The sequence below is a fragment of the Mycolicibacterium mageritense genome, from assembly GCF_010727475.1.
GTDB lineage: Bacteria > Actinomycetota > Actinomycetes > Mycobacteriales > Mycobacteriaceae > Mycobacterium > Mycobacterium mageritense.
The window spans coordinates 3,799,679-3,822,196 of the sequence record NZ_AP022567.1 but is presented as its reverse complement, the minus strand read 5'-3'; the positions used below and the strand labels follow the sequence as shown (position 1 = coordinate 3,822,196).

Annotated in this window: 18 protein-coding genes and 1 pseudogene; 8 read left to right on the top strand and 11 right to left on the bottom strand. The window is 66.7% G+C overall.

Annotation, left to right across the window (positions count from 1 at the left end; genetic code table 11):
• The first annotated feature begins 30 nt into the window (after positions 1-30).
• Together G6N67_RS18330 and G6N67_RS18325 are read left to right on the top strand one after the other, a co-directional pair.
• Positions 31-1,440: a cytochrome P450 gene (locus G6N67_RS18330; RefSeq protein WP_036429721.1), complete on the top strand. Its 1,410-nt coding sequence runs from the start codon at positions 31-33 to the stop codon at positions 1,438-1,440.
• Complete coding sequence (locus tag G6N67_RS18325; RefSeq protein WP_036429722.1) at positions 1,437-1,706, top strand: DUF3303 domain-containing protein; 270 nt, start codon at positions 1,437-1,439, stop codon at positions 1,704-1,706. Before G6N67_RS18330 ends, G6N67_RS18325 begins: the two co-directional genes overlap by 4 nt.
• A 91-nt stretch (positions 1,707-1,797) precedes the next feature.
• On the opposite strand, the pseudogene G6N67_RS18320 reads toward G6N67_RS18325, so the two are convergent.
• Positions 1,798-2,106, bottom strand: a pseudogene (locus tag G6N67_RS18320) (aldehyde dehydrogenase family protein); the annotation flags it as partial.
• A gap of 37 nt (positions 2,107-2,143) precedes the next feature.
• Between G6N67_RS18320 and G6N67_RS18315 the strand changes: the two are divergent.
• A complete protein-coding gene (locus G6N67_RS18315; protein WP_036429724.1) occupies positions 2,144-3,235 on the top strand; it encodes an IS630 family transposase in 1,092 nt (363 codons plus the stop codon).
• Here the strand turns inward: G6N67_RS18315 and G6N67_RS18310 are convergent.
• The 3 genes from G6N67_RS18310 to G6N67_RS18300 are packed head-to-tail and all read right to left on the bottom strand — an operon-like array spanning position 3,200 to position 6,675.
• Positions 3,200-4,387: an aldehyde dehydrogenase family protein gene (locus G6N67_RS18310; protein WP_081812434.1), complete on the bottom strand. Its 1,188-nt coding sequence runs from the start codon at positions 4,385-4,387 to the stop codon at positions 3,200-3,202. The two genes, G6N67_RS18315 and G6N67_RS18310, sit on opposite strands and share 36 nt — an antisense overlap.
• Positions 4,388-4,409: 22 nt before the next feature.
• Positions 4,410-5,687, bottom strand: a complete 1,278-nt coding sequence (locus G6N67_RS18305; RefSeq protein ID WP_036429725.1) for a M24 family metallopeptidase — start codon at positions 5,685-5,687, stop codon at positions 4,410-4,412.
• 10 nt (positions 5,688-5,697) lie between these two features.
• On the bottom strand, positions 5,698-6,675 hold the full coding sequence (locus G6N67_RS18300) for an NAD(P)-dependent oxidoreductase (RefSeq protein WP_197747973.1): 978 nt from the start codon (positions 6,673-6,675) through the stop codon (positions 5,698-5,700).
• Between the two features lie 205 nt (positions 6,676-6,880).
• Between G6N67_RS18300 and G6N67_RS18295 the strand changes: the two genes are divergently transcribed.
• Genes G6N67_RS18295 through G6N67_RS18275 form a run of 5 tightly spaced genes read left to right on the top strand, consistent with a single transcriptional unit; the run spans position 6,881 to position 12,640 of the window.
• Positions 6,881-8,107 carry an amino acid ABC transporter substrate-binding protein gene (locus tag G6N67_RS18295; protein ID WP_051578515.1) on the top strand — a complete coding sequence of 409 codons (1,227 nt, stop codon included), beginning with the start codon at positions 6,881-6,883 and terminating at the stop codon, positions 8,105-8,107.
• Entirely contained in the window at positions 8,104-8,988 is an 885-nt protein-coding gene (locus tag G6N67_RS18290) for a branched-chain amino acid ABC transporter permease (RefSeq protein WP_036429726.1), read from the top strand. Before G6N67_RS18295 ends, G6N67_RS18290 begins: the two co-directional genes overlap by 4 nt.
• Positions 8,985-10,874: a branched-chain amino acid ABC transporter ATP-binding protein/permease gene (locus tag G6N67_RS18285; protein WP_197747972.1), complete on the top strand. Its 1,890-nt coding sequence runs from the start codon at positions 8,985-8,987 to the stop codon at positions 10,872-10,874. The genes G6N67_RS18290 and G6N67_RS18285 overlap by 4 nt, the downstream gene beginning before the upstream one ends.
• Entirely contained in the window at positions 10,874-11,611 is a 738-nt protein-coding gene (locus G6N67_RS18280) for an ABC transporter ATP-binding protein (protein ID WP_036429727.1), read from the top strand. Before G6N67_RS18285 ends, G6N67_RS18280 begins: the two co-directional genes overlap by 1 nt.
• A 9-nt stretch (positions 11,612-11,620) precedes the next feature.
• Positions 11,621-12,640 (top strand): LacI family DNA-binding transcriptional regulator, encoded by a 1,020-nt coding sequence (locus tag G6N67_RS18275; RefSeq protein WP_036429728.1) that lies wholly within the window; start codon positions 11,621-11,623, stop codon positions 12,638-12,640.
• Positions 12,641-12,650: 10 nt separating this feature from the next.
• On the opposite strand, the gene tal is transcribed toward G6N67_RS18275, so the two are convergent.
• The 7 genes from tal to G6N67_RS18240 all read right to left on the bottom strand — a co-directional run bounded on the left by tal (position 12,651) and on the right by G6N67_RS18240 (position 22,436).
• Positions 12,651-13,790 (bottom strand): transaldolase, encoded by a 1,140-nt coding sequence (tal, locus tag G6N67_RS18270; protein WP_036429729.1) that lies wholly within the window; start codon positions 13,788-13,790, stop codon positions 12,651-12,653.
• Between the two features lie 89 nt (positions 13,791-13,879).
• Positions 13,880-15,337, bottom strand: a complete 1,458-nt coding sequence (locus G6N67_RS18265) for an amidase (RefSeq protein WP_036429730.1) — start codon at positions 15,335-15,337, stop codon at positions 13,880-13,882.
• Positions 15,337-16,584 carry a M20 family metallo-hydrolase gene (locus tag G6N67_RS18260; protein ID WP_036429731.1) on the bottom strand — a complete coding sequence of 416 codons (1,248 nt, stop codon included), beginning with the start codon at positions 16,582-16,584 and terminating at the stop codon, positions 15,337-15,339. Before G6N67_RS18260 ends, G6N67_RS18265 begins: the two co-directional genes overlap by 1 nt.
• Positions 16,585-16,628: 44 nt before the next feature.
• The gene (locus G6N67_RS18255) at positions 16,629-17,891 is read right to left on the bottom strand and encodes an MFS transporter (protein ID WP_110798349.1); all 1,263 of its coding nucleotides are present in this window, start codon (positions 17,889-17,891) and stop codon (positions 16,629-16,631) included.
• Positions 17,892-18,071: 180 nt separating this feature from the next.
• Positions 18,072-18,995: a LysR family transcriptional regulator gene (locus G6N67_RS18250; protein WP_036429735.1), complete on the bottom strand. Its 924-nt coding sequence runs from the start codon at positions 18,993-18,995 to the stop codon at positions 18,072-18,074.
• Positions 18,996-19,033: 38 nt separating this feature from the next.
• The gene (locus tag G6N67_RS18245; protein ID WP_036429736.1) at positions 19,034-20,257 is read right to left on the bottom strand and encodes a dihydrolipoamide acetyltransferase family protein; all 1,224 of its coding nucleotides are present in this window, start codon (positions 20,255-20,257) and stop codon (positions 19,034-19,036) included.
• Between the two features lies 1 nt (position 20,258).
• Positions 20,259-22,436, bottom strand: a complete 2,178-nt coding sequence (locus G6N67_RS18240) for an alpha-ketoacid dehydrogenase subunit alpha/beta (RefSeq protein WP_036429737.1) — start codon at positions 22,434-22,436, stop codon at positions 20,259-20,261.
• Positions 22,437-22,518: the final 82 nt, after the last annotated feature.

Sequence of the window (22,518 nt, the reverse complement as noted above, 5' to 3'; positions counted from 1 at the left end):
GCCCTGTGCCGCCGGGCTGACACTCATCTCATGGTCGAGATCGACAGCCCGAGCGCGGTTGCTCCACACGCCGGCGGACCGGCGACGGGCACGCTGCCGCTGGCGCCGCGCAACCCTCTGCCGTATCGGCAACAGATCAAGGCGTTGCGCTACTTCATCGAAGGGCATCAGCGGCTTCGCGACGCGGGCGGTCCGGTCAACCGCATAGTGCTGGGCCCGCGGTGGCTCGTGCCGCAGGTTCTGATGGTCACCTCGCCGCAGGGAGCGCGCGACGTGCTGGGCCGTCCCGACGCGGTCGCCGACCGCGGGGGTGCCCTCAACATGATCGAGCTGCGCCGGCTGATGGGCGGCAACCTGCTCAACCTGCCGCATGAGCACTGGCTGCCCCGGCGGCGCACGCTGCAACCGATGTTCACCAAACAGCACGTCCCGCGCTACGCCGGGCACATGGCCACCGCGGCGCAGGACGTCGCCGACAGCTGGGACGACGGCGCGACGGTCGACCTGGATGCGGCGTGCCGGGCACTCACGCTGCGGGCCTTGGGTCGGTCGGTGTTCGGCCTGGATCTGGACGAACGCGCCGATGACGTCGGCCCGGCCCTGCGTGCGTCGCTGTCGTGGATCTCCGATCGCTCGACCCATCCGGTAAAGCTGCCGCAGTGGGTGCCCACCCCGGCGCAGCGCCGCGCCAAGGCGGGCAACGCCCGGCTCCATCAGCTGGCCGCCGAGATCCTCACGGCCGTCAGGGCTGACCCGGATCGCGATGCGCCCCTGGTGCGCGCCCTCATCGACGCCCGAGACCCGGATACCGGGCTGCGGTTGACCGACGACGAAATATGCCATGAGTTGGTGCTTTTCATGCTCGCCGGCCACGACACGACCTCGACCACCCTGTGTTATTCGTTGTGGGCACTGGGCTGTCACCCCGAGATCGAGGCCCGCGTGCACGCCGAAGTCGCGGCCCTCGGTGAGCGGACGCTGACGCCAGAGGACGTTCCGCACCTCGAGTACACCGTGCGGGTGCTGCATGAATCGTTACGGCTCTGCCCGCCCGGCGCGGGGACGCCGCGCATGCTCAACGAGGAAATCGTGGTCGACGGCTATCGGGTCGAGGCAGGCACGATGGCGATGGTCAACTTCTATGTCATGCACCGCGACCCAGCCCTGTGGGACGACCCGCTGACGTTCGACCCGGACCGCTTCAACCCGGACCGGTCGGCAGGTCGAAGCCGTTGGCAGTACCTACCTTTCGGGGGTGGCCCCCGGTCATGCGTGGGAGACCACTTCGCCATGCTCGAGGCGACGCTGGCCCTGGCCACCCTCGTCCGGGCAGCCCACGTCGAATCCCTGCACGACGACTTCCCGGTGGAGACACCCTTCACCGTCGTTGCTGCCGAGCCGATTCCGGCCCGGATCACGAAAAGGAGATCGACACCATGAAATTCATCGTGCACTGGACGCAATCGCAGACGAACTATCGCGACGCCATCGAGCGATTCAAGAAGACGGGCGCCCAGGTACCGGACGGGGTGACGATGCTCGGCCGCTGGTGGGGTATGAACGGCCAGGGCTTCGCCGTGGTGGAAACCGACGATGCCAAGGCCATGTTCGAGTCGGCCGCGGAATGGGGCGAATTCCTCACCATGGACATCACCCCGGCCGTCGAGGATGCCGAAGCCGGTGAGGTGCTCGCGAAGCTGTTCTGAGCCCGCTCGCGCAGTCCTCCCGTACGTTGCCGCGCGTGATCAGTCTTCCCCCCGACAGCTGTATCGCGCGCGGCAACCCCGTGCGTGGCCGCTACCACTGCACCGCAATGTATTTCGACTCGGTGTAGTCGAGCATCCCGTCGTGGCCGCCTTCTCGGCCGATGCCGCTCTGCTTCATCCCGCCGAACGGTGCGGCAGGGTCGCTGACCAAACCGCGGTTGAGCCCGACCATGCCCGATTCGATCTGCGCGGAAACGCGCAGGCCCCGCGCCAGGTCACCGGTGTAAACATAAGCAACCAGCCCGAATTCGGTGTCGTTGGCGAGCGCGATGGCCTCGCCGTCGGTCTCGAAACCGACAATGGGCGCGACCGGGCCGAAAATCTCGTCACCTAGTGTCCTGCGCCGTAAATTAGTTGATTAATTGTAGAATTGGCGGGTGGGAACCAGGGGTAGGCCGGTAGTCGAGTTGGTGTTGACCGACGACGAACGTGAGACGTTGCAGCGGTGGGCCCGTCGATCGAAGTCCTCGCAGGCGTTGGCCCAACGTTGTCGGATCGTGTTGGGTTGCGCGGCAGGGAAATCCAACAAGGAAGTCGCCGCTGATGAAGGTGTGTGGCCGCAAACGGTCGGCAAATGGCGTGGACGGTTCCTGGAGGCGCGACTGGAGGGTCTGGCCGATGAGCCGCGTCCTGGTGCGCCGCGCAAGATCACCGACGAGGCGGTCGAGCAGCTGATCGTGGCCACGTTGGAGCGTCAACCCAAAGGCGCCACGCACTGGTCGCGGTCTTCGATGGCGGCTGAGACCGGGTTGTCGAAGTCAACGGTCGGACGGATCTGGAAGTCGTTCGGCCTCAAGCCGCATCAGGTGGACACCTTCAAGATCAGCAACGACCCGCAGTTCGTCGACAAGGTCCGTGACGTCGTGGGGTTGTATCTGGACCCGCCGGAGAAGGCACTGGTGCTCTGCGTCGATGAAAAATCGCAGATCCAGGCCTTGGATCGCAGCGCGCCGGTCCTGCCGATGATGCCCGGCATGCCCGAGCGCCGCACCCATGACTACGTGCGGCACGGAATCACCACCTTGTTCGCCGCCCTGGATGTGGCCACCGGCGAGGTCTACGGCTCGATTCACCGCCGGCACCGCGCGATCGAGTTCAAGAAGTTCTTGACCAAGTTGGACAACACCGTGCCCGCTGACCTGGACGTCCATCTGATCTGCGACAACTACTCGACGCACAAATCGCCGACAGTAACCAAATGGCTTGCCGCCCATCCCCGATTCCACATGCACTTCACCCCGACCTACTCGTCGTGGCTCAACCAGGTCGAGCGGTGGTTCGGGTTACTCACCGACCAGAAACTGCGCCGCGGCGTTCACCGCTCAATTCAGGCCCTCGAGAAGGACATTCGCGAGTGGATCGCAGACTGGAACGACAACCCCCGCCCGTTCAACTGGACCAAGACCGCCGACGAGATCTTCGAACGACTCGGTTCATATCTTCAACGAATTCCCGGCGCAGGACACTAGGATCGGCGAGTCCGGCGCGACGTTGACCAGCACGGTGGGTTCGTAGAAGTACCCAGGCCGGTCGATACGTCTGCCACCGACCATCACGCGGGCACCCGCACCGGTGGCCTGATTGACCAGGTCATCGACCTTGTCGACGGCTTCGGGGTTGACCAACGGGCCAACCTCGGTGGCCGGATCGGCGCCGGCACCGACCGCGAGCGCGGCCATGCGCCGACTGAGCCGGGTCGAAAACTCCTTCAGCACTGATGATTCGACGTAGAACCGGTTGGCCGCCGTGCAGGCTTCCCCGGCGTTGCGCATCTTGGCGATCATTGCGCCGTCGACGGCCGCGTCGAGGTCGGCGTCGGCGAACACTATGAAGGGCGCGTTGCCGCCCAGCTCCATCGACGAGTTCACGATCTTGTCCGACGCTTCCCGCAGGAGTACCCGGCCGACCTCCGTCGACCCGGTGAACGACAACTTGCGCACCCGCGGATCGTGCAGCATGGCCGAGACCACCGCGCTCGAGCGCCTGGCCGGCACTACGTTGACCACCCCCGCGGGCACCCCAGCTTCGGCGAGGATGTCGGCGATGGCCAGCGCCGTCAGCGGCGTGTCGCTGGCCGGTTTGAGCACGACCGTGCAACCCGCCGCGAGGGCCGGGCCGATCTTGCGGGTCGCCATCGCCGCAGGGAAGTTCCACGGTGTCACGAGCACACACACTCCAACCGGCTGCCGGATCACCATTATCTGATTCGTACCCGACGGCGACTCGGTGACCGCGCCGATGTTCCGGACGGCTTCCTCCGAGTACCACCGGAAAAACTCGGCGGCATATGCGATCTCGCCGCGCGCATCGCGCAGCGCCTTGCCGTTCTCGAGCGAGATCAGGTGGGCGAGTTGGTCGGCGCGGGCGGTCATCGTCTCGAACGCGGCCCGCAGGATCTCGGCACGCTCCCGAGGTGCGGTGGCCGCCCATCGGGCGGCTGCGTCGTGTGCGGCCGCGACGGCTGCCAGGGCATCCTCGACCGTGGCGTCGGCGACCGATGCGACGGTCTCACCGGTCGACGGGTCGAGCACGTCGAATCGTCCGCCGTCGCGGGCGGGCACTGCCTTTCCGCCGATGAACAGTTCGGTGGACAGTTCGGTCGGCAGTGTGGTTTGTGTCATGGCAGGTCTTTCGTCTGAGGCGTCAGTAGGGGTTGGTGACCACGAGGTCTTCTGCGGGGAACAGCGTGAGGACGCGGGGACCGTCAGCCGTGACCACCACTTCTTCCTCGATGCGGGCTGCCGAGAAACCATCGCTTGCCGGGCAGTAGGTTTCGAGCGCGAACACCATGCCCTCCTGCAGTTCGACGGGCTCCTTCATGCTGTTGAGCCGCGAGATGATGGGTCGTTCATGCAGCCCGAGTCCGAGGCCGTGGCCGAACTGCAGGCCGAACGCCGCCATCTCGTTGTCGAATCCGAACTCGGTGGCCGCAGGCCACAGCGCGGCGACCTCGTCGGTGCCGATGCCCGGGCGGATCGCCCGGATCGACGAATCCATCCACTCCCGCGCGCGGCGGTAGGCGTCGCGCTGGCTCGGGGTCGCCCTGCCCACACTGAAGGTGCGGTAGTAGCAGGTCCGATATCCGTTGTAGGAGTGGATGATGTCGAAGAACGCCTGGTCCCCGGGCCGGATCAACCGATCGGAGAAGTTGTGCGGGTGCGGGTTGCAGCGTTCGCCACTGACCGCGTTGATGGCTTCGACCTGATCGGAACCCATGTCGTAGAGCCGCTGCGAGGCCAGTGCCACGATCTGGTTTTCGCGCACACCGGGTTTGAGCGCCTCCACGATGTCCTGGTAGACCCCGTCGACCATGGCCGCGGCCTGGTTGAGCAGCATGATCTCGTCGGTGTTCTTGATCTGGCGGGCATCGAGCATGTGCTGCTGAGCGTCGACCACGCGCAATCCCTGGCGTTGCATCTCGAACAGGAACGGCGGCTCGACGATGTCGACACCGATGGGGGCGCCTGCGACACCGGCATCTTCGAGCAGGCCCTTGATCTGGCGCACCGCATCTTCCATCAGGCCCACGGTGGGCGCGATGGCGCCGCGCAGTCCCAGCATGCCGGCATGGCAGTTCTCCGGCCGCAGCCACGGCGAGTACAGCCGGTGATGCCGCGCGGCCGATCCGAAGTCCCACAGCATCGGCTCACCGTCCCGGGTGAGCAACGCGTAGCGGGTCATCTTGTCGCCCAACGCACCACCGATCCAGGTCTGAGTGGTGTAGCGGATGTTGTAGAAATCGAACAGCAGGAAGGCTCCGCACTCGCTGGCCTCCAGGGCCGCCTTCGCGCGGTCCAGCCGGTAGCGGCGCAGCCTGTCGAAGTCGACCCGCTGTTCGTAGTCGACCCCCATGTGGCCGGGCGCAGGTATAGGTGCGCCGGACATGACATGCGGTGCGCTGTTCAACGCTGACGTGGTCATGGTGCGTGCCCTACTGCGCGCCGGAAAGGCCGTCGTCGACGACGACGTTCTCGGGTTTGAGTTCCATCCCGGCCGCGGCGGCCTGCATCTCGAGCAGGATCGCGAAATCCTCGTCGACGCGCCCACTTCCGACACTTGCCTGGACCATCGACGCGGTGATGGCAGCCACCGGCATCGGCACCTCCAGTTTGCGGGCGGCCTCCAGGGCCAGGTCGAAGTCCTTGCGCAGCAACACCGGTGTGAACGTGGGCGTGAAATCGAGGTTGACGAACGCGGGCGACTTGTACCGCGTGAACACCGATCCCATGACGCTGTTGTTGAGGAACTCCAGGAACGAATGGCGCGGCACGCCGCCCTTCTCGGCAAGCACCGTGATCTCGGCGAGCGCTTGCGTCACCACACCGAGCATGGTGTTGTGCGCGATCTTGACCAGACGCGACACCTCACCGTCGCCAACATAGGTCACCGATTTGGCGATGTCCGCCAACAGGTGCGCCACGCGCCGGTAGGTCTCCTCGGGGCCCGACACCGCCATCGTCAGCTCGCCGGCCTTGATCACCTTGGCATTGCCGCTCACCGGAGCGGCCAGGAACTCCACCCCGCGCTCGGCGCATGCGGCGCGGATCGCCGCGGACGTGTCGATCGACACCGTGGAGCAGTCGACGACGATGGCCGGCCGGGCAGCCTCGTCGACGAGCAGACCACCGTCACCGAGCAGCACCTGCTCGAGGTCCGCGCCGGTCGACACCATGGTGAATACGACGTCACGGTCCCGCAGGCCGGCGATCGACGCCGCGATGGCACCACCCGCCTCGGCCACCGGCTCGGCCTTGGCCGCCGTGCGGTTCCAGATGGTGAGATCCTCACCGGCCCGCACCACCCGGATGGCCATCGCGGCGCCCATCCGGCCCGCGCCGATCCAGCCGACCCGCAGGGTTTCGCCTGCCGCGTTCGTCCGCTGATCGGACACACTCACATCTGCGCTCACGTAACACTCCTTCTGCAATCGTTTGCAGGAACGTAGCTCAGCCATTTGCACGCCGTCAAGACCCGCTCGTCTGCCAGATGTCGGAACACTCCCGGTCATACCGACATCACCGGGCTGTGATCGCCATCGGGGTCTTGACAAGACTGTGGCACCACTCACATGATGTTGCGGTGGAAATGCAAACGATTGCATCGAGGGGACGCCAATGAATCGTTCTCTCGCGGGTCGCTTGGCGGCCCTCGTCCTGGCTCCGGTGACGGCGCTCGGACTCGCTGCCTGCGGAGCCGATCGCGCCGCAGATGGTTCCGATCCGATCAAGGTCGGAGCATCACTGCCGCTCACCGGTCAGTTCTCCCAACCCGGACAGGCCGCCCTGCGCGGCTACCAGACCTGGGAAGCGCTCACCAACGAACGCGGCGGCCTGCTCGGCCGCGACGTCGAGCTGGTGATCAAGGACGACGCGTCGCAGCAGAACATCATCGTCGCCGACTACAACTCATTGATCAGCCGTGACAAGGTCGACCTCCTGATCGGGTCCTACTCGTCGCTGCTGAATCTGCCGGCCTCGGCCATTGCCGAGCGCAACCGGATGCTGTTCGTGGAACCGGCAGGCGGATCGCCCGCGATGTTCAACCGCGGCTTCCGCTACCTCTTCTACAGCCAGCAGGCCACCGCCGACAAGACCGGATTGGCATACGCGAACTGGATTGCCGATCTGCCCAGGGAGATTCGTCCGGCCACGGCTGCCTACCCCACCATCGACGATCCGTTCGCCGCACCGTCGGTCGAGGCCATCCGGCGCGTGCTGGAAGCCGCCGGTGTCCGCACGGTGTACCGCGAGACCTACGCCCCCGACACGCGCAACTTCGACACCATCATCAACGCCATGAAGGCGTCGAATCCCCAATTGGTCGTGCACGGAGCGTCTTTCGAGGACGGTGTCGGCATGGTGCGGTCCATGCTCCGCGCCGGGATGCGTCCGGGATGGCTCTACCAGACCACGGCACCGTCGCTCGGCAACCAGTACGCCGATGCCATAGGGATACAGAACACCGAGGGAATCGCCTTCGCGATCAGCCACACGCCCGAGGCCAAGACGCCCGGCAACGCCGAGTTCGTGGCCAAATACCAGCAGATGTTCCACGAGCCCCCGCCCGAAGACGCCGCCGACGCGTTCGCGGCGGGGCAGATGATCGAAGCCGCTGTCACGGGGGTCGGAAAGATCGATCAGACCGCGCTTGCCGACTGGCTGCGCAACAACTCCGTCCAGACCGTCCTGGGCCGGCTGGCATGGGACGACGACGGCAGGCCCATCGGGGAATTCCTGATCGGGCAATGGATCGGCGGCCAGGTCCAGATCATCCTGCCCGACGAGTACGCCACCACGGACAAACCGGTGCTGGGGTGGAAGCCCTTGGGAGCAAAGCAATGACGCAACTGATTCAGAACCTGATCCTCGGCCTGCTCCTGGGCGGCGTCTACGCACTCGTCGCAAGCGGTCTGACGCTCATCTTCGGCGTCATGAAGGTGATCAACATCGCCCACGGCGCCTTCCTGGTGCTGGCCTCGTTCATCACCTATTCGCTGTGGTCCGCGTTCGGCATCGATCCGCTGCTGGGAATCCTGATCACGTCGCCGATCGTGTTCGCACTGGGCTGGCTCACCTACAAGTTCGCGGTCGCGCCGATCCGCAACGCCCCGATGACGGTCACGGTGCTCCTCACGTTCGGTCTGGCGCTCGTGCTCGAAGGCGCCATGGGCACGATCTGGGGCAACAACTCGACGTCGATCACGCCGGGTTACGCCGACCAATCCTTCACGCTCGGACCACTTTTCCTGCCCAAGGTCAACGTCTACGGGCTTCTCGTCGCGGTCGTCGTCCTCGTGGCACTCACGTTGCTGCTCACCAAGACCTGGCTCGGCCGGGCCATCCGCGCCGCGGCGATCAACCCCACGGGCGCCGAACTGGTCGGCATCAAGGTGTCTTCGGTGGCCGCGCTGGTCTTCGCCATCGGGATCGGAGCCGCCGGTGCGGGCGGCGCGATCATCGGCGTGCTGTACCCGTTCGTGCCGGGTTCGCACTACCAGTGGATCGCCCGGCTGCTCGCGATCGTCGTCCTCGGCGGGATGGGCAGCCTCAGCGGCGCCGTCCTCGGCGCGGTTCTGTTCGGTCTAGCAGAAACCCTTACCGCCGCCTATATCTCGCCGTCCTGGGCCACGGCTGTGCCCTATTTGATCGTCTTCGCTGTCCTGCTCATCCGGCCTCAGGGCCTGCTGGGCTCCCACCTGCGTCAGGATTCGGTGACCGCATGACCACGACCACCATCGCGCCGGCACAGGCCGGACCGGCCCTGCAGCGGATCCGCCCCGAATGGATCGGCCGAACCTTCGCGGGCATCGCGTGCGCGCTGATTCTGGTGTACCCGTTGATCTCCGACGACCGCTACTACCAGAACATGATCATCATCTCGCTGGTCTTCGCGATCGGTGCCAGCGGGCTCAACATCATGACGGGCTTCGCCGGATACGTGTCGCTGGGCCAGAGCGCGTTCATCGGCCTCGGCGGCTACACCATCGGGGTACTCGCCACCCGGTTCGATTCACTGTCCCCCTGGCTGTGGGTTCCGGTGGCCGGTGTCGTCGCGGCGGTGGTCGCCGCGGGCCTTGGCCTGGTCGCATTGCGTTCCCGCGGACCGTCATTCGTCATCATCACCGTGGCGTTCCTGTTCCTGGTCCAGGTCATCGCGGTGAACTGGGAGAGCGTGACCGGCGGCACCGCAGGTCTGCTGCTGCCCCTGCCGACCTGGAGCCTCGAAACCATCAACTGGCCGTTCTACTACGCGCTGATCGCGATCCTGGCCGCGCAGCTGGGCATGACCTGGTGGATCCGCCGCAGCAAGTTCGGCATGGGCCTCATCGCGATCCGCGAGGACGAGACCAAGGCCGGCACCATCGGGATCAACCTGCCGGTGCAGAAGATCCTGGGCTTCGTCGCGAGCAGCATCTTCGTCGGCATGGGCGGCGCGGTCTACGGCTACTACCTGACCTTCATCGATCCGCTCGGCATGTTCGCCATCCTGATCAGCGTTCAGATCATCCTGTCCCTGCTGGTCGGCGGCAAGGCCACGCTGTGGGGACCGGTCCTTGGCGCATTCCTGGTCGAACCGCTCAACGAGACCGTCAACAACTCGCTCGGAAACCTCGGCGGCGGAAACGCACGACTGTTCCTGTTCGGTGCGCTGCTGATGCTCGTCGTGGTGTTCCTGCCCAACGGAATCCTGCCCGGGCTGCAGAATCTCCTGACCCGCAGGCGCGAATCCGGCAAGGCCGGTCTGGTGGGCCAGCGCATCGACACCAGCGGGAGCCTGGCCACCCTACGCAACCGCATGACCGTGACCGAGCGGCCCACCGGATCGTCCGTGACACAACCGCTGCTGGCCGTCGACGGGCTGGTGAAGCACTTCGGCGGCGTCAAGGCTGTCAACGGCTGCTCGTTCACTGTGGCCGAAGGTTCGATCACGGGCCTGATCGGACCCAACGGTTCGGGCAAGACCACGGTGTTCAACCTGATCGACAACACGATCAGGGCCGATGCCGGCACCATCGTGTTCGACGGCGAACACATCGAGAAGCTGCCGTCGTGGGACCGCGCGCATCGCGGGCTGGGCCGCACCTTCCAGATCACCCGGCTGTTCCACGAGATGACCGTGCTGGAGAACGTCGTGGCCGCACAGCGATCCTTCACGCTGGGCCAGCTGGGCCGGCCCGCGGTGACCGGCAGGGAAGCCGACCATGCCGAGGAACTGCTCGCATTCGTCGGCATGGCGCGTTTTCGCGATCAGAAGGCACAGGCGCTGTCCTACGGCCAGCAGAAACTCGTCGAACTCGCACAGATCCTGATGCTCGACCCGAAACTCATCCTGCTCGACGAGCCGGCCGGCGGCATCAACCCGGTCCTCATCGAGCGGATGGGCGAGATGATCCGCGAATTGAACTCCTACGGAAAGACTTTCCTGGTCGTCGAGCACAACATGCCGTTCATGCTCGATCTGTGTGACCACATCCACGTGCTGGCGCGCGGCGCCACCATGGTCTCGGGCACGCCCGAGGCCATCCGCACCGACCCTGCGGTCATCGACGCCTACCTGGGCGACGACTACCAGATCTCGCAAGCCACGACAGGACAGGAAGCCCACTGATGCTCACATTGCAGGGAGTGGTCGCGGGATACGGCGGCGGCGACGTGCTGCAGGGCGTCGACATCGACGTCACCCAGGGTGCCATCGCGTGCATCGTCGGCCCCAACGGTGCGGGCAAGTCGACGATCCTCCGGACGGTGAGCGGGCTGCTCACCCCACGGATCGGGTCGATCACGTTGCAGGGCAAACAGATCGACAACTGCTCGGCCACCGAGATCTTGCACCGCGGGGTGTCTCAGGTACCGCAGTCGAATGCGCTGTTCCCCAACCTGACCGTGCGCGAGAACGTGTTGCTCGGCGGCTACATCATCCGGCGCAACCGCGGTCTGGTCCGCACGCGCTATCAGGCGGTCGCCGAGATGTTCCCGATCGTGGCGGACCGGGCCGACGACAAGGCGGGCAACCTGTCCGGCGGCCAGCGCCGCATGGTCGAGTTCGCGCGGTCGCTCATGCTGGATCCGGTACTGCTGCTCCTCGACGAGCCGTCGCTGGGACTCGATCCGAAATCGCTGCAGGTGCTGCACGAATCGGTGGTCCGGATGAGCGAGAACGGCAAGACCATCCTGATCGTCGAACAGAATGTGCGCTTCGGTATGCGGATGGCGACGCACGGCATCGTGATGGAGTCCGGCCGCGTGGTCGCCGCGCGGCCCGCGGACGCGATCCTGGGCGATCCAAACCTGTCCCAGATGTACTTCGGTGGCACCGTGACCGATGCACCCGCGGCACCGTCCTAGGATTGCCGTGTGCGCAAGCCGACACTGAAGGACGTCGCCGAGGCCGCGGGGGTGCACTCGGCGACGGTGTCGCGCGCACTGGATCCGGGTAAACGCCACGAGGTGCATCCCGACACCGCGCGCCGGGTGCTCAAAGCCGCTGAATCCCTTGGCTACCGGCCCAATCCGATTGCGCGCAGCCTCAAGACCGCACGCAGCAACACCGTGGGCCTGCTGGTGCCCGACCTGTGTAACCCGTTGTTCCCGCCCATCGTGCGCGGTGCCGACGAAGTACTGTTCGACCGCGGCTACAGCGCCCTGATCGCCAGCACCGACAACGATGCGGCGCGCGAACAGCGGCTGGTCGACTCTCTGGTCGGCAGGCAGGTCGACGGCCTGATCGTGGCGACCGCGCAGCGCGAGCACCCGCTGTTGTCCCGGCTGCACGACGAGCAGGTCAAGATGGTGCTGATCAATCGCCGGGTGGAGAACCTCGATGTGCCCGCGATCATCCCCGACGACGCGGCGGGTATCGGGCTTGCGGTCGCCCACCTCGCCGGGCTCGGCCACGTCCGCATCGCACACCTGGCCGGACCTCAGGACACCTCGACCGGTGTCGCCAGGGCGCGGGCGTTCCGCCACGCGGTGCGCGATGCCGGCCTGGACGACGACCCGGCCCTTGTCGTCGAGTGCGAGTATTTCCAGGAAGCCAGCGGCGCCAAGGCATTACGCGAACTGCTCGACCAGCGTGTGCCGTTCACCGCCGTGGTGGCCGGCAACGATCTCCTCGCTATGGGCTGCTACGACGTGTTCGCCGAACGCGACGTCGACTGCCCCGGCGAGATCAGCGTCGTCGGCTTCAACGACATCCCGTTCCTCGACAAACTGCGCCCGCCCATGACGACGGTGCGGATCCCGCACCGGGATCTGGGCGCCGAGGCAGCCCGAATGTTGTTGGGCTGCATCGACGAGCCGGCCCGCCGCGCCGGATCCGTGCTGCTGCCCGTCGAGTTGGTCGTGCGCGGTTCGACCGCGCCGGTGCCCGATTGACGCGCGCGTCTCACGCCCCGCGGAGGTGGGATCGCTTGGCCGCGTCGTCGAGTTGGCCCTGGGTGACCTCCCGCAGGTTGCGCCAGGATCTCGCGAACTTCTCCACACCCTGCTCCTCGAGAACCTCGAACGCCTCGGCCACGTCGACGCCCACGGTCCGCAGCGCGTCGAACACGGCCTGCGCGTCGGCCGCCCTGCCGACGGCCGCCCCGTCGGCGATGACACCGTGGTCGGCGACCGCGCCGAGCGTGCGCGCAGGCATGGTGCTCACGGTGTTCGGTGCGACCAGTTCGGTGACGTAGAGCGTGTCCGGGTAGTCGGGGTTCTTGACGCCGGCCGACGCCCACAGCGGGCGCTGCGCCCTGGCGCCGCGATCCTTGAGCGCGGCGAACCGGTCACCGCCGGCGAACACCTCCTGGTACGCGGCGTAGGCGAGCCAGCCGTTCGCGATGCCGGCCTTGCCACGCAGGGCGAGGGCCTCGTCGGTACCGATGGCCTCCAGTCGTTCGTCGATCTCGGTGTCGACCCTGCACACGAAGAACGACGCCACCGAATGGATCGTCGACAGGTCGCGTCCCGCGGTCTCGGCGGCCTCCAATCCGGAAAGGTAGGCGTCCATCACCGCGCGGTACCGGTCGACCGAGAAGATCAGCGTCGCGTTCACCGAGATGCCCTCGCCGATCACCGCGGTGATCGCGGCAAGTCCGGGCTCGGTGGCCGGGATCTTGATCAGGAGGTTGGGGCGGTCGACGATCTTCCAGAGCTCGATGGCTTGCGTGATCGTCTTGTCGGCGTCGTAGGCGAGCCGGGGATCGACCTCGATCGACACCCGCCCATCCACCCCGGCGGTCGCTCGGTACACGTCGGTGAACAGGTCGCAGGCGTCCCGCACGTCGTCTGTCGTGACAGTGCGGATGGTGGCCTCGACATCTGCGCCCCGCTCGGCGAGTTCCCGGACCTGCTCGTCATAGGCGTCGCCTACGGACAACGCGGCCTGGAAGATCGACGGATTGGTGGTGACTCCGACCACGCACCTGGTGTCGCGCAACTCGGCCAGGTTGCCCGACCGCAGCCGGTCGCGCGAGAGGTCATCGAGCCATACCGACACTCCCGCGGTGGACAGTGCTGCCAGGTTGGCATTCTGGGTCATCGCATGAACTCCTCGGTCCCCACCCTGCCATCCTTGCGCGACACCGGCCACCCGACTCCCACTCAACGGATGAACTCGGAATGAACGGTTCAGCAGTGCTGCAGCGAGGGCCGCGCGTCGAATCCGACCAGGGCCTCCACGGCGTGGGCCACCCGGAACGCCATCGCCTCGTCGTGGGGATGGCTCACCACCTGCACGCCGGTCGGTACGTTGTCGTCGGACAGACCGCTGGGCACCGACAGCACCGCGCAGTGGTTGGCCACGTTGAACGGACTGGTCAGGTGTCCTTCCCAGTAGTGCTCGCGATGCCCGGACGGCGTGTCGATCCCGTCGAGGTATTCGCCGTCGGCCTGAAGTGACGTGACCGCCGAGGTCGGGCACAGCAGCACGTCGGTGTCACGCATGGCGGTCGCCAGGTCGGCGCGCATCCGGGCGTCCATGGCCAGCGAGTCCAGCAGCGAATAGCGCTGTGCCGCAACAGCCGCGTCGAGAATGAACTGGCGGGTGTAAGCCGCCAGTTCCCGCTCGGTTCCGGTCGTCTCACGCGCCATGGCGGGCCCGAGGATGTGGCCGAAGTGCGCGAAGATCGTGTCGCGGACCAGCGCCGTGGTCCACGGCAGCTCGACGTCCACGAGCTCGGCTCCGGCCTGTTGCAGCGCGATCGCCACGGCGTCGGTGTTCGCGGCAACCGCGTCGGCGACGGGATAATCGCCGAGCCGGACACTCAGGCCGATCCGTAGGCCCTGCACACCGCCGTCAAGCGAGGGCAGGGCGCCGTGCGCACCCCACGATGCATGGTCGGCCGGGTGCCGGCCCGCCAGCACCGAGCTCAGCAGTGCCACGTCCGCCACGGTCCGGCCCATGGGTCCGTCCCCGCGATACCAGTCCGCGGCCAACGGCGGCAGCCCGGGAATCCGGCCGTACGGAGCCTTGTAACCGACCGTACCGGTGAATCCCGCGGGAATGCGGGTGGACCCGGCGATATCGGATGCCGTTGCCAGCGTGGTGAATCCGGCGGCCAACGCCGCACCTGCGCCGCCCGACGAGCCACCGGGCGAGGTCCGGCGGTTCCACGGGTTGCGCGTCACACCCCACATCGGCGAGTGGGTCACGGTGGCACAGCTGAACTCCGGGCTCGTCGTGCGCGCGTGAATGATCCCGCCGGCGGCCCTGATCCGCTCGACGACCGGGTGGTCCTGCTCGGCGATCCGCCCGCGGTGCGCGGCAAGGCCCTGTTCAAGCCGTAATCCGGCGATCCCGTGCTTCTCCTTGGTCGCCACCGTGACCCCCAGCAGCGGGGGCGGTTCCTGACCGGTGGCCGCACAGCGGGCGTACGCATCGGCGGCCCGGCGGGCCAGTGTCCTGGCGTCGTCGAACAGGGTCTCGGTCAGGGCGTTGATGCCGGTGGCCGTGTCGCCGTTGTGGGTCTCGATCTGCTCGATCTGCGCCTCGAGTACCTCGAGAGGCGAAAGCTCCAATCGCCGAAAGGCTTTCACCGCCTCGGTGGCGCTCAGGTACGCCGGCGGCGTCATGACGCCGGTGCCCATCAATCGTCCGTTTCGGCCGGAAGTGCGCCGCGGACCATCTCCCAGGCCACGCCCGTCAAGGCGTCCACGCCGGCGGCCATGTCGTCGTCGGTGCTGAACTCCCGTTCGCAGTGGCTGACGCCGTCCACCGAGGGGATGAACATCATGACGGTCGGCACGATGCGGTTCATCGCCACCGAATCATGGCCGGCCATGGTGCGGATCGGCCGCACGCTCAGCCCGAGATCGGCGGCGACCTTCTCGGTGAGTTCGATGCCGGATTGCGGGTAGCGCTGGATGTCGCGGATGTCGAAATCCCGGACGTTGATTCGGATGTCGTGGTCACGCGCGATCTCGGCGATATCGGCGAGTAGGCTCGCGCGCGCCGCGGCGACGATCTCGGGCGAGGCCGAGCGCAGGTCGGCCACCAGGTGGACGCGCCGGGCCACCACGATCGGCGAGTTGGGTTCGACCGTGAACCGCCCGACCGACGACACGATGGCCTCGTCCTCGAACTGCTGCGTAACGTCGTGCACGAGCAGGACGACCTTGCTCGCGGCCACCAGCGCGTCGTGGCGGTCGGCCATGGCGGTGGCGCCGGTGTGGGACTGTTCGCCGAGAACCTCGATGTCCAGCTTCTGGGTGTACCACGAGTAGTCCACGGCACCCAGCGTGATGCCCTCACGTTCCAGGATGCGGCCCTGCTCGATGTGGATCTCGGCGTATCCGGCGACCTCGGGGCGCGGGTCACTGCCGCGGTAGCCGATCGCCGTCAGGGCCTCGGCCACCGAGACGCCCGAAAGGTCACGTACGTCGAGCATCTCGTCCTCGGACATCAGGCCCGCGAACACCGATGAGCCCATGATCGACGGCGCGAACCGGCCGCCCTCCTCGTTGAACCAGTTGACGACACCGAGGTTGTATGTCACGGCGGCCCGGTCCTCGGCCACTCGCCGGGCAACGCGGTCGGCGGCGTGCAGGGCCGCGATCACGCCGTAGGCGCCGTCGAAGCGGCCGCCGAGCGGCTGGGAATCGAGGTGAGAGCCGATGAGGATGTAGGGCGCCCCTGGTACGAATTCGATGAGCGCGAACATGTTGCCGATGCCGTCCACGCGCAGTTCCCAACCGCGTTCCGCCGCGAACGCGGCGAACCAGTCCCGGCTCAGTTTGTCCTCGGGTGTTGCGGCCTGGCGGTCGACGCCGTTGTTGTCGGTCGCGCCGAACGTGGCCACGTGATGGAAGTCGGTGAGGAACTCGGTCGTTCCCATGGTGGATCTCCTTGAAGTCAGGGCGGATTCGGGCGGGTCTGCGGTCAGCCGACGCGCCTGCGCGTCTCGGGCACCCGGGTGAAAACCAGCAGGAGCAGCACGATCACCGCGGCCGCCGCCATGTAGTAGCCGGGCGCCGAGCTCATCTCGGTCGAGGACACCAGCATCGTGCCGATGAAGGGTGCGGTGCCGCCGAAGAGCGCGTAGGCGACGTTGTAGCTGATCGCCGCCGAGGTGAAACGCGTTGCCGTGGTGAACACCTCGACGAAGAACGTGTAGCAACCGCCGCCGTAGATACACAGCGGGATCACGAACAGCAGCTGCCCGACCATCGCCAGCGGCAGTGATCCACTGGTGACGAGCATGAAGCAGGGCACGGAAAGTACTGCCAGCGCGACAGATCCGGCGATGAGCATGGGCTTGCGCCCCACCCGGTCGCCGATGATGCCGCCGACGGGCAGCAGCACGGCGTAGAAGGCCATCGCGACCGCATTCGCGAGCAGCGACTGGTCGCGGCTCAGATTCCCGGAGGTCTGGACGTAGGAGACGAAGTAGCCCGAGAGAAAGTAGAACCCCATGGCGGTCAGTCCCATCACGAAGATGACCTGCGCCATACGAACCTTGTTCTCGCGGAAGGCCTCCCGGATCGGGCTGTATTCGTCGTGCTCGTGCTTGGCCAGCACCTGCCTGAAGGCCTCGGATTCCTCGGTCTTGGTCCGGATCCACACCCCGAAGATGGCCAACGGCAACGCGAGCAGGAACGGGATCCGCCAGCCGTAGGACAGGAACGCCTCCGACGGCATGGTGGAAGACAGCAGCAGGATCAACGTTCCGCCGACCACCGACGGCAGGGCGGTTGCCGCGATGGTGATGTTGAGCCAGAAACCGCGCCGCTCCAGGGGTGCGTGCTCGAACACGAACGCGGGTGCGCCGACCGACTCACCACCCGCGGAGAACCCTTGGATCAGGCGGCAGACCACCAGCAGGATCGGCGCAGCGATGCCGATGCTCGCGTAGGTGGGCAACAGCCCGATCATGGCGGTGGCGAGGCCGATCGCGACGAGCGTGATGAACAGCACCTTGCGACGGCCGATGCGGTCGCCGAGGGCGCCGAAGAACAGGCCGCCCAGCGGCCGTACGAAGAAGGCCACGCCGAACGTGGCGAACGTCGCGAGCAGACCGGCCAGCGCGCTGCCACCGGGAAAGAACAGCTTCGCGAGGGTGACGGCCGACAGCCCGTAGAGCGTGAAGTCGTAGAACTCGATGAACTGCCCGATGCCGCCGCCGGCCAGCACCCGCTTCTGCATGCCTGAGCTGGGCTGTTTGTCTGCCGGTTGTGGTGGCGCCATGGTGCCTACGACTCGTTCGTGGTCTGTCATCGTCATATGGCTCTCAGATCGTCGGGGTCGCTGCTGTCCGTCCAGCATGGTGATCGCCCTCACACGAGTCCAACGAAAAAGATCGCACAGACCGTTCGACAAAATCGATCAGTCCTCGCCGCCGATACCCGCGTGCAGGTCGATACACACCTGTTCGAAGGCCAGAGATTTCCGGGTCGGCCGGGCGCCCTGCAGCCTGACCAGGACCACTTCGATCGCAGGCAGGTCATCGGCCAGACCGAGCGGCACCACCCGCGCTCCGGCATAGGTCATGTCGTGCACCAACCGCCGGTTGAGGATCGAATAGCCGTGCCCCAAGCCCACGTAGGACCGGACCGTTTCGTACCCCGCGACAAAGTGCCTGATCCGTGGCCGCAGACCGAGGCGCTTGAACATGTCAAGGTAGTACTCCCGGGTGTGCTTGAGATCGAGGAGGATGAACGGCTCGTCCTCGAAGTCGCGCAGGTGCACCGGCACGTCGGGCTGAGCCGCGCGCGGATGGTCGGCCGACACCACGATGTGCGGCGGGATTCGTTCGAGCACCCGATAGCCGAACTCGGTTCCGACGCCCAGGTCGTACATCACCGCGATCTCACACGTGCCGTCGGTGAGGGCGCGCATCAGGGTCTCCTGGTCACCTTCGAGGAAACTCAGGTTGATCCCCGGGTGGCGTCGCTCCATGGCAGTCAGGATGTTGGGCGCGTGGAAGGGCGCGATCGGCGAATAGATGCCGACCACCAGATCCCCGACCAGCTCCTCCCGTTCCGCGCGGACCGAGTGATACAGCTGATCGGCGTCCTCGAGGAACGTTCTGGCCCCGACGAGCAGCCGGCGCCCCTCCCCTGTCAGGCGAAGCCCACGGCTCGACAACCGCTGAAACAACTCGACGCCGACTTCGCGCTCCAGTTGATGGATGGCCGCCGACAACGTTGACTGGGTCACGTTGAGCTCGTGCGCGGCGGCCCGCATGTTCTCGTGCCGGGCAACAGCCATGAAGTACCTCAGCTGCACGAGGGTGAACGACTTCGCCATGACCGCATCATGCCGACTCGGCGGACCCGCCCGGTGTGTCAGGCCAATATCTGCACCGGGTTCTCCACGACACCGACGAACGCCCGCATCCATTCGGCAGCGGTGGATCCGTCGATCGGGCGGTGGTCCACCGACAGGGTCACGCGCATCACGGTGCCGACGGCGAGCGCGCCGTCGTCGACCACGGGCTCTTGGCGCGCGGCCCCCACGGCCAGGATCGCCGATTGCGGCGGATTGATGATCGCGGCGAACTCCTCGGTGCCGTACATGCCGAGGTTGGACACGCAGAACGCACCGCCCTCGATCTCGTGCTGGCCGAGCTTGCCGTCCCGCGCGCGTCCGGCGAGCTCGCCGAGCTCGGCGCCGACGGCAGAGATGCTGCGCCGGGCCACGTCGCGGACGACGGGGGTCACCAACCCACGCGGCGAGGCCACCGCGACCGCGATGTCGACCTGCTGGTACCGCCGGATCGCGTCGTCGTTCCACACGACGTTCATGGCAGGTACCAGAGTGTGCGCTCGCGCCGCGGCCTTGACCACCAGGTCGTTGACCGAAACCTTCTGCCCGCCCGCTGAATTCAGCGTGGCGCGCAGCGCGAGCAGCGCGTCGACGCGGCAGGTGGCACGCACATAGAAGTGCGGCGCGATGCGCTTGCTCTCGGCGAGGCGCGAGGCGATCGCCCGCCGGATCCGGGAGTGCGGCTCGTCAACGTAACCCTGCTGCTCAGCGTGCTGTTGCGGACTGTGCTCCGGCGGCGCCGCAACCACCGCCACCGGCGCCGGTTCGGCCCGCTCGGCCAGTATCCGCTCGACGTCGCGTCGCACGATCCGGCCGCCGGGGCCGCTGCCCTCGATCGTGTGCAGATCCAGTTCGGCCTCCTGGGCCAGGCGCCGGACCAGCGGCGTGGCGAACAGCCGGCGCCCGGTCGTCGGCGCCGATTGCGGGCCGTCCTGTCGCCCAGCGGTTTCCGTCGCACCCACGCCGAGCTGTCGCAGTACCGCGTCGAGGTCGTCGACAGCCTCCCCGACCACGCCGGTCACCGCGATCGGGGCACCGATCTGCACCTCCGTACCCGCTTGGACCAGCAGCCCGAGGATCACCCCCGCTTCCTCGGCTTCAATCTCCACCAAGGCCTTGTCGGTCTCGACGGTGGCCAGAGCATCGTCCTTCTGATACGGAATATTCTCTTGCACTTGCCATTCCGACAGAATCGCGGTGGCCGTGTCGGCCGCGATACCCGGCATCCGCAGCAGTGTGGGCATGTCAGGCCTCCACGATCTCAGTCAGCTTCGCCGCGACTTCCTCGGCCTTGGCGATGGCGGCGCGCTCCAGCACCCTGCTGATGCTCGGCGATGCCTCACCCCCGGTCACCCGCTCGACCGGATGGTCGAGCCAGTCGAAGAACCTCCGTTGGATCTCGTCGGCCAGCCACCCGCCGTACGACGTCCCCACTGCACCCTGTTCAGCGATGACGACGCGGTTGGTCTTCTTGATGCTCTCGCCGATCGTGTCCCAGTCCAGGCTGGCCCGGTCCAGCCAGCGCAGGTCGATGACCTCGGCGTCGAATCCGCCGTCGGCCACCGCCTGCAGGCAGTAGTTGACCATCGCCAAGTAGGAGATGACGGTCACCGCCGAACCGGTCCGGCGCACCGCGGCCTTGCCCACGGGGAGCAGATAATCCAGGTCGTCGACGGGTGCATCGCCGGTGCCGGTGTAGAGATCGACGTGTTCGAGCACCACGACGGGGTCGTTGCACGCGAGCGCCGTGTTCATCAACCCCACGTAATCGAACGGCGTCGAGGGCGCAACGATGCGCCAGCCGGGCGCGGTCGCGAACACGCCCGCGGGGTCCATGGAATGCTGCGAACCGTACCCCGTGCCCATGGCGACCTTGGACCGCAGCACGAACGGGACGGCGCTGTCGCCGCCGAACATGTGCCGGGCCTTGCCGATCTGGTTGAACAGCTGGTCGGCGGCCACCCACATGAAATCGGCGTACATGAACTCCACGATCGGCTTGTACCGACCGTCGAGCGCGACGCCGCCGCCGAGACCGGTGAAGGCGTTTTCACTGATCGGTGTGCCGAGGATCCGGTCCGGAAAGCGCTCGGCCAGGCCCCGGGTGGCGCCGTTGGTCCCGCCGTTGAGGCGGTGGACGTCCTCCCCCATGATCACGACGGCGGGGTCGGCCTCCATGCGCCTGCCCAGCACCGCTGCGATCACCTCGATGAACTTTCGTTGCCCGACCGCGCCCGAAAAGGTTTCGGTGTCAGCGAATTCCACATCGCGCAGCTCTGAGAGGTCACCGCGCAACCCGACATCGCGGAAGCCCGGGTCCGGCCACTCGGCCGGTTTGATGCGGCGCTGCCCGGGCTTGCCGCCGGGAAGCGGCTCGAGGATCTCGGCGCCGAGTTCGGCCATGACGTCTTTGGCCCGCCTGGTGGCGGTGCCGATCTCGTCATCGGTCAGGATGTTCCGACTCACCAGATGTCCCGCGAGTCCTCGGATCGGGTCACGATCCCGCCAGGCCTTCTCCTCCTCCTTGGAGCGGTAGCCGAACGCACTGCCCGGGAACGCGCCGTTCTGGTGGAAGAACCGGTAGGTGTCCGCTTCGATGATGGTCGGCCCGCGCCCCTTTCGCATGTGCTGCAGCGCTTCCTGCATGGCGAAGTGCACCGCCAGCACATCCTGACCGTCGACGCGCCAGCTGGGGATGTTGAACCCGAGCCCGCGGGCCGACAGCCGGGGCTCCCCCGTCGCCTCGTCGACGCTCGTCGAAACCGCGTAGTGGTTGTTCTCGATGAAAAAGCAGATCGGCAGCCGCCATGCCGCGGCGAGATTGAAGGTCTCCAAGGTGGATCCGATGTTGACCGCGCCGTCACCGAAATAAGTGACCGCCACCGCGTCCGAGCCGGCCTGCCGATGCGCCCAGGCATAGCCGGCCGCCAACGGGACACCGCCGCCGACAATCGCGTTGGTACCGACGGCCCCGGCCTCGTGCCACTGCAGATGCATCGAACCGCCGCGGCCGCGGCAGAAACCTCGCGACAGTCCGCAGATCTCGGCCAGGCTGCGCAACAGCACCGTGCGCATCTCGTCCGACGGATCGGCAAGCGGGTCAATACCTTTCGGTGTCACATGGTGCAGCGCCTTGGCGAGGAACTGGTGGTGGCCACGATGGGATCCGTTGATCGAGTCGGCGCTCGTGAGCGCGAGCACCGAGCCGACCGCACCGCCTTCCTGGCCGATGCTCGAATGCGCGGGCCCGTTGACGAGCCCCTGGCCGGCCAGCTCGAGCACGTACTCCTCGAAGGCCCTGATCAGGACCAGCTGGCCCAGCATCGTGGTCAGCAGTTCCGCGTCGGCCTGCCGGTAGTCGTCGGCGGTTGCGGCGATCTGGACCCACGGCGACGTGGGCATCAGTGGGGTGTGAGTGCTCATGGAAAGTCTCCGATGTCCTGTAGCGGCAGTCACAGTGTAGGACATGATTGGATCCAAACAAAGAATCTTGTTCACTTTCATC